This window comes from Pseudomonas sp. CM25 (genome assembly GCF_013179705.1).
In the GTDB taxonomy this organism is placed as follows: Bacteria; Pseudomonadota; Gammaproteobacteria; order Pseudomonadales; family Pseudomonadaceae; genus Aquipseudomonas.
Genome location: NZ_JABMCW010000150.1, coordinates 1 through 13138 on the forward strand (window position 1 = coordinate 1; position 13138 = coordinate 13138).

Annotated in this window: 12 protein-coding genes; 9 read left to right on the forward strand and 3 right to left on the reverse strand. The window is 62.7% G+C overall.

Annotated elements, in window-relative coordinates; translation table 11 throughout:
* From HP546_RS16500 to HP546_RS16520, 5 genes are all read left to right on the forward strand, one after another.
* The coding region (locus tag HP546_RS16500) for an OprD family outer membrane porin (protein WP_172227453.1) at nucleotides 1–199 on the forward strand (199 nt) is incomplete at its 5' end.
* 81 nt (nucleotides 200–280) lie between these two features.
* Nucleotides 281–1357 (forward strand): metal-dependent hydrolase, encoded by a 1077-nt coding sequence (locus tag HP546_RS16505; RefSeq protein ID WP_172227455.1) that lies wholly within the window; start codon nucleotides 281–283, stop codon nucleotides 1355–1357.
* A gap of 3 nt (nucleotides 1358–1360) precedes the next feature.
* Nucleotides 1361–2053: a TraX family protein gene (locus tag HP546_RS16510; protein ID WP_172227457.1), complete on the forward strand. Its 693-nt coding sequence runs from the start codon at nucleotides 1361–1363 to the stop codon at nucleotides 2051–2053.
* Nucleotides 2054–2169: 116 nt separating this feature from the next.
* The gene (locus HP546_RS16515; protein ID WP_172227459.1) at nucleotides 2170–3081 is read left to right on the forward strand and encodes a LysR family transcriptional regulator; all 912 of its coding nucleotides are present in this window, start codon (nucleotides 2170–2172) and stop codon (nucleotides 3079–3081) included.
* A 237-nt stretch (nucleotides 3082–3318) separates the two neighbouring features.
* On the forward strand, nucleotides 3319–3531 hold the full coding sequence (locus HP546_RS16520) for a cold-shock protein (RefSeq protein WP_172227461.1): 213 nt from the start codon (nucleotides 3319–3321) through the stop codon (nucleotides 3529–3531).
* 99 nt (nucleotides 3532–3630) lie between these two features.
* On the opposite strand, the gene HP546_RS16525 is transcribed toward HP546_RS16520, so the two are convergent.
* Nucleotides 3631–4728 (reverse strand): alkene reductase, encoded by a 1098-nt coding sequence (locus HP546_RS16525; RefSeq protein WP_172227463.1) that lies wholly within the window; start codon nucleotides 4726–4728, stop codon nucleotides 3631–3633.
* A 488-nt stretch (nucleotides 4729–5216) separates the two neighbouring features.
* On the opposite strand from HP546_RS16525, the gene HP546_RS16530 reads away from it, so the two are divergent.
* Entirely contained in the window at nucleotides 5217–6176 is a 960-nt protein-coding gene (locus HP546_RS16530; RefSeq protein WP_172227465.1) for an RHS repeat-associated core domain-containing protein, read from the forward strand.
* A 100-nt stretch (nucleotides 6177–6276) separates the two neighbouring features.
* Here HP546_RS16530 and HP546_RS16535 read toward each other — a convergent pair whose 3' ends face one another.
* Nucleotides 6277–7818: an apoptosis inducing factor family protein gene (locus HP546_RS16535; RefSeq protein WP_172227467.1), complete on the reverse strand. Its 1542-nt coding sequence runs from the start codon at nucleotides 7816–7818 to the stop codon at nucleotides 6277–6279.
* A 166-nt stretch (nucleotides 7819–7984) separates the two neighbouring features.
* On the opposite strand from HP546_RS16535, the gene HP546_RS16540 reads away from it, so the two are divergent.
* Nucleotides 7985–8833 carry an RHS repeat-associated core domain-containing protein gene (locus tag HP546_RS16540; protein ID WP_172227469.1) on the forward strand — a complete coding sequence of 283 codons (849 nt, stop codon included), beginning with the start codon at nucleotides 7985–7987 and terminating at the stop codon, nucleotides 8831–8833.
* 113 nt (nucleotides 8834–8946) lie between these two features.
* Here HP546_RS16540 and HP546_RS16545 read toward each other — a convergent pair whose 3' ends face one another.
* On the reverse strand, nucleotides 8947–10275 hold the full coding sequence (locus HP546_RS16545; RefSeq protein ID WP_172227471.1) for an MFS transporter: 1329 nt from the start codon (nucleotides 10273–10275) through the stop codon (nucleotides 8947–8949).
* A 164-nt stretch (nucleotides 10276–10439) separates the two neighbouring features.
* Between HP546_RS16545 and HP546_RS16550 the strand changes: the two genes are divergently transcribed.
* Together HP546_RS16550 and HP546_RS16555 are read left to right on the forward strand one after the other, a co-directional pair.
* Nucleotides 10440–11537 (forward strand): sugar diacid recognition domain-containing protein, encoded by a 1098-nt coding sequence (locus HP546_RS16550; protein ID WP_172227473.1) that lies wholly within the window; start codon nucleotides 10440–10442, stop codon nucleotides 11535–11537.
* A gap of 168 nt (nucleotides 11538–11705) precedes the next feature.
* Nucleotides 11706–12845 (forward strand): glycerate kinase, encoded by a 1140-nt coding sequence (locus HP546_RS16555; protein WP_172227475.1) that lies wholly within the window; start codon nucleotides 11706–11708, stop codon nucleotides 12843–12845.
* Nucleotides 12846–13138: the final 293 nt, after the last annotated feature.

Below are 13138 nucleotides of genomic sequence, written 5' to 3' on the forward strand. Positions count from 1 at the left end.
CACCGGTAACAATGTAGATACCGGGCAGGGTTATGAAGGGCGTGACCGCGAGCGCGACCTAGATATCGGCTATGCGGTGCAGAGCGGGGTGCTGAAGGGCCTGGGGATTCGGCTGCGCAACGCCATGGCCCGGTCCAACTACCGCAGTGACATCGACGAGAACCGCCTGACCCTGGTGTACACCTGGCAGTTGCTGTAGCCCGTGCACCCACAATCGCGATTGCGTGTCAGCGCCGGATGAGGGTAGCGTCGGCAAACCACCTTTTCAGGAATGCCACCCTTGGACTCCATCACCCAAGCCGTTCTCGGCGCCGCCCTGCAAGGTACCGTGCTGGGCCGCATCCAGGGCCGCCGCTCGCTGCTTTACGGGGCGGCGCTGGGCACGCTGCCCGACCTGGATGTGATCATCCGCTACGCCGACCCGGTGTCGCAGATGACCTACCACCGCGGCTTCTCCCACTCATTGTTCGTGCTCACCGGGCTGGCGTTGCTGCTGGCGTGGCTGGTCGGCAAATGCTGGCCCGGCAAGGGCTACACCCTGCCCAGGCTGTTCCTCGCGTTCTGGCTGGTGCTCATCACCCACCCGCTGCTCGATGCCTTCACTGTGTACGGTACGCAGCTGTTCTGGCCACTGCAGACAACCCCGCAGAGCTGGGCTGCGGTATTCATCATCGACCCGGTCTACACGGTGCCGCTGCTGGCAGCGGTGGGTTACGCCATTTTCAAGGGCGTTACGCAGAGGGCTACTCGCCTGCTGACCCTGGCGCTGGTGTTCAGCACTGCCTACCTGGGTTTTGGCCTGGCCGGGCGGATGGCGGCCGAGCAGCGCTTCCAGGCGGCGTTGGAGCAACAGGGTGTCGTCGCCAGCGAGGTACGTGCCGTGCCCATCGCCTTCAACAGCCTGGTCTGGCGCGTGCTGGCCAAGACCCCGGATGGCCACTATTACGAAGGCATCAGCAGCGTACTCGACCGCCAGCCGCCAGAAATGCAACGCCTGTCGCGCAACCTTGATCTGGCCGAAGCACTGGCCGGGGCGCCGCTGCACCAGCGGCTGCGCTGGTTCACCGATGACTGGCTGCGCTACGACCAGGTCGGCGACGCGCTGGTGGTCACCGACCTGCGCATGGGCATCCCGGGCAACTACACCTTCCGTTTCAACATGGCGCACCGCGACAGCCAGGGGCGCTGGACGGTGGATGTGCCTTCGGTATGGCAAGGCAGCGGGCCTGGGACGATGTTCAATGGCGCTGACCTGGCGCTGATCTGGCGACGCATCGTCGAACAGCAACCGCCGTTGCCGCTGGCCGTCTGGACTGACCGCTACCTGGGTGTCAGCCCGGTCGAGGGCAGGCGCTAAGGCATGCGCTCGGCGGGGCTGGACCTGGTCAAGTGGACGGCGATGCTGACCATGGTCGCCGACCACCTGCGCTTTTTGTGGCCGAGTGCCGATGGCCTGTTCGTGCTGGGGCGTTTGGCATTTCCGCTGTTCTGCCTGGCGATCGCGGTGAATGTTGGGCGCGTCAGGGCAGGGGCGCTGTATACCCGCGTCAACCTGCGCTATCTGGGGCTGATGCTGCTGTTCGCGGTGCTGTCGGAACCGGCGTATCGCTGGCTGGACAGTGGCTCGCCGACCTTCAGCGTGATGCCGACACTGGTGTTGGGGTTGCTGGTAGCCTGGGGTGTGCATCACCCACTGATCTCGGCCCGGGTGCTCGGCCTCGCCGGGCTGGGAGTGGGGTGGCTGTTCAGCGAGCAGCTGATGTATGGCCTGCCGGGGGTGTTGCTGCCGGGCGCCTGGCTGATGGCACGCCGGCAGGGCGGCGTGGCCTGGTGCTTGCCTTGCCTGTTGGCCATGGGCGGGAACCTGACCAACAGCTGGCTGCAGGCGCATCTGTTGGCGCCTATTACTTTGTTGACGCTGGCTGCAGCAGCCTTGGCGATCCCGGTTGGCTGGGGGTTGCTGCGCCATGATGATTGGGCGGTGCCTGCTGTCGGGCGTTGGGGTTACCTGTTTTATCCGGTGCATTTGCTGGTTATAAGGGGGTTGGTTTGAGGTCGCAATGGGGCCGCTTTGCGGCCATTCGCGAGTAAACCCGCTGCTTCAGGACCGGTTGCAATCGGCCAATTCATACCCATTTAAAGCGGTCTTAATCGAGGCAGGATCAACCCATGGAACCCAACCGCTTCGGCGATATCGCGGCCTTTGTCAGTGCCGCCAAGGCCGGCAGTTTCACTGCCGCCGGCGCCAGCCTGGGGCTGACGCGCTCGGCGGTGGGTAAAAGCATTGCCCGCCTGGAAGCACGCATGGCGGTACGCCTGCTCAACCGCACCACACGCAAACTGAGCCTGACCGATGAGGGGCTGGTGGCCTTCGAGCGCTGGCGGCAGATTCTGGATGACCTGGACGAGGTGGAAAGCGCCATGGCCCAGCGCCGCGGCAAGCCCACCGGCACCCTGCGCCTGACGGCGCCGTTGTCGCTCGGCCAGCGGCATGTGTTGCCGATCCTCGACCAGTACCTCAAGCAATGGCCGGAACTGCGTGCAGATATTCGCTTCACCGACCGTTTCGTCGACCTGGTCGAGGAGGGCGTCGACGTTGCCGTGCGTATCGGTGCGCCAAAAGAAGATTCGCAGCTGTTGACCCGCACCGTAGCCTGGCAGCAGTTTGTCACCTGTGCCTCGCCGGCCTATCTGCAAGCGCGTGGCGTACCCGAGGTCCCCGCCGACCTCTACGGGCACGACAAGATCGCCTTCCTCGCCGGCGAAAAGGCCATGCCCTGGCGCTTTCACAGCGAAGCGGGGCTGCACCTGTGCGAAGACCCCGGGCGGCTGAACATCGACAGCTCGGAAGCGATGCTGGACGGCGCCCGCGCAGGTTTCGGGCTGATTCACCTGCCCACCTACATCACCGGCGACGATTTGCGTGCGGGCACGCTGGTAGAAGTGCTCCAGGTCTACCGGCCACCGGCAGATCCGATCCGCATCGTCTACCCGAGCAAGCGCCACCTGTCGCCGCGGGTTCGCGGTTTCATCGACCTGCTGGTGGCCAGTTGGGAAGCGGGTGTGCCCTGGGAATACTGACTGGGTGGCCGGCGAACGGCTCTGGCGCGGCAACGTTCGCACGATTCGAGGGCGTTGCAGATAGCTGCCCCGCAGTTGTGGCGCTCAGTGTCCAGATATTTTTATGCGAATTAGCAGAAATGCTAGTAGCTAGATTGCTCCGGATCGCCCAAGATGTACCGTGCAGAGGTTGGTCGAACGACACAGCCGCTTCAACTTTCACTGAAAACGCACCAATCAGCATTGAGGATTCAGAGCATGTCCAACAGACAAACCGGTTCGGTTAAATGGTTCAACGACGAAAAGGGCTTCGGCTTCATCACCCCGGACGGCGGTGGCGACGACCTCTTCGTTCACTTCAAGGCCATTGAATCGGACGGTTTCAAGTCGCTGAAAGAAGGCCAGAAGGTTTCTTTCGTTGCTGAAAAAGGCCAGAAAGGCATGCAGGCTGCTCAGGTGCGTCCAGAGTAAGTCGGCTGTGTGTCGAATACGCTCAGGCGTGATCGACCACTGAGAAACGGAGCCCTCAAGGGCTCCGTTTTTTTTGCATGAAATCCGGGTTGCGGGGCTTCACGCCTGCTGCAGGAACGGGTAGTCGGTATAGCCTTCAGGCCCATTGGCATAATCGAACTGCGGCCTGTGCGCGTTCAGCGGCGCCTGTTCACGCAACCGCGCTACCAGGTCGGGGTTGGCAATGTAGCTGCGCCCGAATGCCACGGCATCGATCAGGCCGCGCCCGATCAGGTCTTCGCCTTTGGCGGCGGTGTAGGCGCCGGCAGCAATGATCACCCCCGGATAGGCGGCGCGGATGGCTTCACGGAACCCGTCACGCAGCGGCTTGCCACCGGCCCAGTCAGGCTCGGACAGGTGCAGGTAGGCGAGGTTGCGTTTGGCAAGCTCGCGGATCAGGTACAGGCCGGCAGCCTCCTGGTCCTCGCCATTGTCGACGCCATTGAAACCACCCAGCGGGAAGACGCGGATGCCGACGCGCTCGGCGCTCCAATTGGCGATTGCTGCGTCCACGGCTTCCAGCACGATGCGCGCGCGGTTCTCGACGCTGCCGCCGTAGTGGTCTTCGCGCTGGTTGGCGCTTGGGGTGAGAAACTGGTGCAGCAGGTAGCCGTGGGCAGCGTGCAGTTCGATGAAGTCGAAACCGGCTTCCCGGGCATTGGTCGCAGCCTGGCCAAAATCGGCGACGATGTCGGCAATTTCGCTCTCACTCAGAGCACGCGGCGCAGAAGTTTCGACACGCACCAGGTTGCCTTGCTGGTCACGCAAGGTGGTACGTGCTCCGGCCGGCACTGCCGAAGGTGCCACCGGCGCCTCGCCGCCAGGCTGCAGGGACGTGTGTGAAACCCGCCCGGTGTGCCAGACCTGCACGGCACTGTGGCCGCCTTCGGCGTGAATGCCTGCGTTGATGCGCTGCCAGGCCGCAATCTGCTCGGCGCTGTGAATACCAGGCGAACCGGAATAGCCCTTGGCCTGGAAGGAAATCTGCGTGGCTTCGGTGATGATCAGCCCGGCGCTGGCGCGCTGGCGGTAATACTCGGCCATCATCGCGGTCGGCACGTCGCCCGGTTCAAGGCTGCGCAAGCGGGTCAGGGGCGCCATGAATACGCGGTTGGGCAGGGTGAGCGGGCCGATTTGCAGCGGTTGTAGCAGTTTCATTGCAGCTCCAGAGGTCAAAACCAATGGTGCGCACAATACCGAGGTGATTGGGGAAAGGGGGGACCGGGAGCCCGGCGTAGAGCTCCCCAATGGTCCTTGTATGTTGTCTGGGGTCTTTTTTCGGGCAAGCGCCACAGGGCGCGCGTGGGGGCTCACAGGTGCTTGCCACAATATTTCAGCGCCTGTGAGATCGAGCGCCGCCCGCGCGGCGCTTCGCAGCACAAGGCTGCTCCTACAATCTGTTTCGGGCCAATTATTCCTGAGGCCGAGGCGCTCGGCCCCTTGGCGCCTGCCTTGATATCGAGTTGGTACGACAAGGCGGTCGCGCACGATTGGCACAGGCCTCACTGGTTCGGTACAGCATTGGCGGCAGCGATTACCCCGTGCTGCTGGGCCAGGCGCCAATGCTTGATACGCCATGCGCGATAAGCAATTCAGATCGGACAACCTGACATTTTTGCCAGTAGCAGGTTGCAGCGCGATCGCCGATGATCCTGAGCATCAAACTCTGGAGCTCCAGCATCATGCCGGCAAAGCAACGGGAACTCTATTTCTACCAAGGTAGGCGTACGTCTACCACCATTGGGGGCGCAAGCGCACGCGTGGTTTGGGGCGCTTCGATCGCGTGCGCACAGTTAAACATCCACGACCAGATCATTTCAGCGCTGCAATGTGACCAAGCAAATACGATCATGAAAAACAGCCGAACGGCCGATTTTCAAATTTACACCCCTTACGGGTTTTCAAAATCACAAGAACCGACGACGTTGGTAACATTCGTGGGCCAGCGTCGCGACAAGGCCACGGGGAATTATCCTCTTGGCAACGGGCAGCGTGATTTTAATCCGCGCACGATGCGCTTCAATCAGCCGGACGCGCTGTCTCCATTCGGGAAGGGCGGGATCAATGGATATAGCTATTGCCAATCTGATCCCGTGAATCGAAATGATCCTGGCGGACGGTTCTGGGAGCGAATTAGAAATTTTCTAACTCGAACTTTCGGACGTCGCGCTCAACCACAGGATGTCGATGTGGAAATGAACCCTTTGCGACCCTCCGCCCCCACTCTGGATCAGCAGTCAGAGCCCCTGCCCAGCCAAGCTACCAGGCAGATAGCTGCATCAAGCACTGAGGCAACCTCTACTCATTCCTCTCTTGCAGGCAGTGGCAGCACTTCAAGCCCCGCTACAGTGCGCACGGCAGGCGTCGAATCTTCATCCCGGATAATGTCGGCCGAAACCAGAAAATTCCTGCTGAAGCTACCGGTTGCTTATGCAACGCAATACGTAGTTCAAATTACCGCTGCAGAAGCTTTGGGGAATAGTCCTGCCGCCCGTGGAGTGGCGGCAGTATTTGGTGTAACAGCGGGAGTCGGTTTGGTTTATGTACTGAATAGAAAATATATGCATGACGCTTTCTATTACGCCAGAAATCTTGTAAGGCGCTAATGAGCCTGCTTCGAACGTTTTGAATCGACTCAAGTGTGCTCGTTAGAATGGGTTGTGAACTTGGGGGGGGCGAGAGCTGAGCCAACAACTATAAATCGTCTTAACGAGAACAATGGAAAGGTTCGCCAATCCGTTCAAGCGCGTCTTTCAGGCTCAGGGAACGCTTCATTAGCAGAGACAGCATGGCCATGGCATCTGAATACCCCCTTGCTACCACTGCCTCAACCTGATCACCAACGCATTGCAACGCAATGAAGTCGCCTTCCTCCGGCTCACCGACAAATTCAATACGATCCCAGTCCCGCGCATGCCCCAGCACTTCGTAAGTGCGCCCATGCTGGTATGTCCAGAAGAACGGCACATCGGCGTAGCGGCGCTGCTCGCCGAGCATATTGGCGGCGGCGATTACCCCTTGCTGCTGGGCCAGGCGCCAGTGCTCGATGCGCACCGGCCGCCCCGCAAGCGGGAAGGTCACGATGTCCCCTGCGGCCCACAGACGGTCGGCGGCGCGCATTTCGGTATCTACCCGCAGCGATTTGTCTTCGGTCAGGGGCACGCCCTGGAGGAAGCCGGTGGCCGGCTTTACCCCGGTGCCCAGTAGCACCAGTGACGTTTGCAACCGTTCACCGTTGCTCAGCAACACGGCTTCCACCTTGTCTTGGCCCTCGATCCGCTCGACCTCGGTGGGGCCATGAAAGGTAACGCCTTTACGTTCGTGCAGCGCGCGGATGCTGCGGCCAATGCGCTCCCCCAACTGCCTGGCCAGGGGGATTTCATGGCGTGTGACCACGTGTACGTGTACGCCGTACTTACGCAGCGCCGAGGCGGCTTCCAGCCCGATGAAACCGTCGCCGACGATCACCACTGGCTGGCCAGGTTCGGCCGCGTCGAGCAACTGCGCGGCATCCTCCCTTGAGCGCAGGGTGAATACCCCAGGCAGGTCGACACCCGGAATGTCGGGGCGGATTGCTTTGCCACCTGTGGCCAGCAGGCAGGCGTCATAGTCGAACTGCTGGCCGTCGGCGAGGGTGAGTTGGCGTTTTTGGCTGTTCAGGGTGCGCACCTTGCCGTGCTTGCGTTCCAGATGGCCTTTGCGCAGGGCGTCGGCTTCGAGCAATGCGGGCACTTCGTCGGCGGGCATCTCCCCGGCAATCACGAATTTGCTCAGGGCGGTGCGGTCGTACGCTGGCTGGCGCTCCTGGTCGATCCACAGCAGCCGGCCCGCAAAGCCGTGGGACAGCAGGGTGGCAACTGCGGCGCTGCCGGCGGCACCGGCGCCGACCACGACGAAACAGCGGGCATCGCTGTGCCTGGGCGGCTCGATCACGGGCAGGGGTTGATCTTCGACCCAGACTTCGTCGCCCTTCACCCAGGCCTTGTAACGCCGCAGGTCAGCCAGGGCAGGTGGCTCGCAGACCACACCGTCGTCAACGGCGAACGCAGCTTTGTGCCAAGGGCACACCAGCAGGCCAGCGCAGACCACACCTTCATCGAGCGGGGCGCCCGCATGCGGACAGGTGGCCTGGTAGGCATGCACCTGGTCGCCTTGGCGGATCAGGATCAGTTCTTCGTTGCCGGCTTGTACGCGTAGGGGACGGTGTTGATCGAGCTGGGCCAGGCGGGCGACGGCGTGCTGGGTCATCGGGCTTCTCCAAAGGGGGCCTTTGCAACCATTTGACGCCTGGGGTCGGGAGTAAGTGCACCTATCTGACGATCGGAGTGGTGTATGTGCAACTGGCATTTTTATCAGTTTCAGTATGCCCCGCGTTTGCCCATCCTTTCACTGAGCGCCGCTATCAGGAGCCGGCATGCTACTCACAGTGGATATACAACAGTCGGTAATGGGCGCCACGCCTCACACTGCGTATGGGTTCAACTCGCGGAGCAACGCTGCTTTGGGCTTTGTCGGCGAGTGGCGAGACATTGCCACGGGGGGCTATCTGCCTGGAAATGGCCAGCGCTTGTATCGTTCGAATTTGATGAGATTCTGCAGCGCTGACTCATTTAGCCCCTTTGGTAAAGGAGGACTGAACAGCTATGCCTACTGTCAGGACGACCCCGTAAACCATGTCGACAGAAGCGGTCATGATTTTGTGCGTACCCTGCAGCAGTTCTTCAGTGGCTTCACTGGGTTGATAAACACCGGCATGTCAGGGCTCAAGGTTGCTACACCCATTATCAAAAGGTCAGTTCATGCCGCGCAGTTGAACATGACAGCAGAGCAGTACCTCGCCTTTCCCACGCGTATTCCCGAATACCCTAAGCTGGCTCGCGCCGGCAATTCAATTGCAACGGTATCGGGGGTGGCCAGTGTGATCCTGGGCACGCCAACCGGAATCGTAGCGGCTTGGCAAGCGCAATCGTCATTGTCTTCGATGTTTTCGTCGGGGACGCGGCTGGGCACTGGAGCATCGGGCATGACAGGGCGGGCGATGCAGGCCTGGAGCTCCTCGAAGCGTACACTCGCAGACATCTCGCAGTACAACATCAGCTACGCGCAGATTGCGAGTGAGGTGGCGCAGGAAATGTTCGGTGTGAATATGCTACGCGCAAGGGAATCGGGCATTGTTCGCATTGAACTGCCCGATGAAATGCGCAACCTCCGGAACATGCCGGCAACTAAAGAGCTGTTGGAGGTAATGGTCAGCACCGTTTAGCGATAATGTCAGGCTGACGAGCGGCGGGGATGGTTCTTTTATGTGGCCTGGGCGGACCTCTTCGCGGGTAAATCGAATTGCGCACCGCCGCTCCGATTTACCCCCGAATGAGTTCAACTGGCTTTTGCAGAGCTCAACGCACCCGCGCGGGTGATGCGCAAGGCCACCAGGCTACCGACCACGATCAGCGCCGCCAGCGAGTACAGCGCGGCATCGGTGGAACCGGTCTGGTCCTTGATGAACCCCACCAGGTACGGGCTGAGGAAGCCGGCCATCTGGCCCACCGAGTTGATGATCGCCAGGCCCGCCACCGCTGCACCGGCGCTGAGCAGCGCAGTGGGCATAGGCCAGAACATCGGCAGGCCGGTAAGGGCACCCATGGTGGCGATCGACAGGCCGAGGATGGCGATGGCAGGGTTGCCGGCGAAGTTGACCGCAATCAGCAGGCCGATGGCACCCATCAGCATCGGCACCACCAGGTGCCAGCGCCGCTCGTTGCGCAGGTCAGCCGAGCGCCCGCAGAGGATCATGAACACACCGGCCAGCAGGTACGGGATGGCGCTGAGCCAGCCGATCAGCAGCGGGTTGTCGAAGCCCATGCTCTTGATGATCGAGGGCAGCCAGAAGTTGATCGCGTATACGCCGCTCTGGATGCAGAAGTAGACGAAACCGAAGGCCCAGATCAGCGGGTTGGTCAGCACGGCCAGCACGCGGTCCCCGCTGGTGCCGGGCTTGCCAGCGGCATCGGCCTGCAGGTCGCTGGCGATCATCTGGCGTTCTGCCGGGCTCAGCCAGGCGGCTTTCTGGTAGCCGTCGCTGAGCAGGAACACGGCCAGCATGCCAAGGGCAACGGTGGGCAGGCCCTGGATCAGGAACATCCATTGCCAGCCGGCCAGGCCGTGCTGGCCTGCAGCGAAGTGCTGCAGGATCCAGCCCGAGAACGGCCCGCCAAGCAGGCCGGACACCGGGATCGCCGACATGAACAGGGCCATGATGCGACCACGGCGGGCAGCCGGGAACCAGCGCGAAAGGTACAGCACCACGCCCGGGAAGAAGCCGGCTTCGGCAGCGCCGGTGAGCAGCCGCAGGGTGTAGAACTCGGTGGGCGTGGTGACGAACAGCAGGCAGGTGGAGAGGCTGCCCCAGGCGATCATCATCAGCGCAATCCAGCGCCGCGGTCCGAAGCGGTTGAGCGCCAGGTTGCTCGGCAAGCCGCAGAGCACGTAGCCGATGAAGAAGATGCCGGCCCCCAGGCCGTACACCGTTTCGCTGAACTTCAGCGCGTCGAGCATCTGCAGCTTGGCAAAGCCGACGTTGACGCGGTCAAGGTAGTTGAACAGGTAGCAGATGAAAATGAACGGAATCAGCCGCAGGGTGATGCGCCGGTACAGCGCGTTGCGGGTGGAGTCCGTGCCTTGGTCAGGGGCGGGGCTGTGTGCCATGATCGGGTTCTCTGTTGTTATGGTTGTCGCCGCGTCGCCTGTTTCGGCGCTCGCCCTGACGAGTCTCGGGGACGGCGGCGTACCTGTCTTTGTGCTTTTGCACAGCGCTTGGGCCAGCCTGCTGTGCCCGGGCCCAAAAGCCTAACACCCCTAAGGACCCTGCAATGTTCGAACTCGACCATGACCTGGCACAGGATATCGTTGACCGGGCCATGGCTATCTTGCCGTGCAACGTCAACGTGATGGACAGCCAGGGCTTGATCCTGGGCAGTGGCGAACCGGAGCGCATCAACACCCGCCATGAAGGCGCGCAACTGGTGTTGGCCAACGGCAGGATCGTCGAGCTGGACAGCGACGCGGCCAAATGCCTGAAGGGCGTGCAGCCGGGGGTGAACCTGCCGCTGATGCTCGATGGCCGGCTGATGGGTGTACTGGGCCTGACTGGTGAGCCGCAACAGGTGCGTACCTATGGCGAGCTGGTGCGCATGACCGCTGAAATGCTGCTGGCCCAGCGCCATTTGCAGGCCGACCAGCAATGGCGTCGGCAGCGCTGTGACGACCTGCTGGCGCTGTTGCTCGGCGGCAGCGGCGACTCCCCACGGCTGCTCGATGAAGCCCGGCAACTGGGCCTGAAACCCCAGTTGCCGCGGGTACCGTGCCTTTTTGAACTGGCCTCGGGCCCTCCCGCCGAGGCGCTGTCGGCATGGTTGATGAGCCGTTACCCGGACAGTTGGTGTGTCAGCCCGGCTCGCCAGTCGTTGCTGTGGTGTCGCCCGGCCGGCGCGGCGCTGGACGAGCCCCGCCTGCTCGAGCGCCTGCAACGCCATGGCTGGGAAGTGGAGCGGCTCGCCGTGGGCAGTGCTGCGCAGAGCCTGGAGCAACTGCGCCGAGGTTATCGCCGGGTGCGTGACTTGCTGGCATACGGGCGCGAGGTACTGCCCGGCGAACGGTTGCTCAGCCTGCAGCGCTACCGGTTGCCGGCCATGTTGTGGCGGCACCGCAACGATGATGCGCTAGATGAGCTGCTGGAACCGTTGCAGCGCATCCGCGCCAAGGACGGCAGCGGCCAGTTGCTGACCACCCTGCGCACCTGGTGCGCGCATGACGGCCAGAGCCAGGCGTGTGCCGATGCCCTGGGTATACATCGCAACAGCCTGCGTTACCGGCTAGAGCGGATTGCCGAACTGGGCGAGGTTGATCCGTTGCGCATGGAAGGGATGCTCAGCTTGTATCTGGGGTTGCAGTTGTTGCCGGCTGGGTGATGGGGTGAGCTGCGGCGGGCGTCGGCGGCAGCTGGCCTGCCGCAAATAGCCCCGAAGCAGGCACAAATGCATCTGCCCAAACAACCCGTCCCGCGTTTTGTGCATTTGACCGAGGCCCCCCAGGCGCACAACTGTCAGCATGCCGCTCATCAGGACAGGAGAATCCCCATGAAAATCGTCATTGCCCCCGACTCGTTCAAGGACAGCCTCGACGCTGCCGGTGTCGCCCGCGCCATCGCCGCCGGCCTGGCCGAGGCCTGGCCGCAGGCCGAGCTGGTCGAGTGCCCGATGGCCGATGGCGGGGAAGGCACCATGGAGGCGATCCTTGCTGCCAGCCACGGCGAACTGCGCCGCCAGGCCGTACGCGGCCCGCAGGGGCAAAGTGTCGAAGCCGGCTGGGGCTGGTTGCCGCAAAGCCGCACGGCAATCATCGAAATGGCCCAGGCCAGTGGCCTGCAGCTGGTGCCAACCAGCCAGCGCGACGCCTGCCGCAGCAGCACCTGGGGCACCGGCGAGCTGATTGCCGCCGCCCTGGCCGCCGGCGCGCAGCGGGTGGTGCTGGCCATCGGCGGCAGCGCCACCAACGATGCCGGCAGCGGCATGTTGCGGGCGCTGGGCTTGCGCCTGCTGGATGCCGAAGGGCAAACGCTGGAAGAGGGCGGCCTGGCCTTGGCCAGGCTGGCCCGCATCGATGCCAGCGACCTCGACCCGCGCCTGGCCGAGGTGCAGTTTGAAGTGGCTGCCGACGTCGATAACCCACTGTGTGGGGCCAACGGTGCATCGGCCATTTTCGGCCCACAGAAGGGTGCGAATCCGCAGCAGGTTGATGCGCTCGACCATGCCCTGGGGCATTTTGCCGACCATTGTGCGCAGCTGCTGGGCGAGGATATGCGTGACTACCCTGGCTGCGGTGCTGCCGGCGGCATGGGTTTTGCGGCCCGGGCATTCATGGGTGCACAGTTCCGCCCGGGGGTAGAGGTAGTGGCTGAACTGGCCGGTCTCGATGCGCTGGTACAAGGCGCTGATCTGGTGGTGACTGGCGAAGGGCGCTTCGATGCGCAGACCTTGCGCGGCAAGACGCCAATGGGGGTAGCCCGGGTTGCCAAGCGCCATGGTGTGCCGGTGGTGGTACTGGCCGGGACCTTGGGTAAGGGCTATCAGGCCCTGTATGCCCATGGGATAGATGCGGCCTTTGCCCTGGCAAGTGGGCCGATGAGCCTGGAGCACGCGTGTGCCAATGCTGGGGAGCTGTTGCAGGCACGGGCTTGTGATATCGGGCGGTTGTGGCGTTGTTCGAAGCGGGTCTGAAGGTATTGCCCCGGTGGGGAGCGCAGGTCATGTGGGGGGTGGCCTCTGGGAGGTTGCATCAGGGCTGACAGGTGTATGCCTTGGTATATTCAGCGCCTGTGAGATCGAGCGCCGCGCGGGCGGCGCGATCTGGGAGTGTCAGGTTTTTTGTGTGCGGGCCGGTAATGGCCTGCCGCCCGGCAGGCCTTGATTTCACCAGGTTGGCCTGATGAACCGATCTCCGTACAGAATCGCAAATTGATTCATCGCACTTTTCCAGTCATGCGCCGCTGACCCCCAGTTCGCTGTGATGT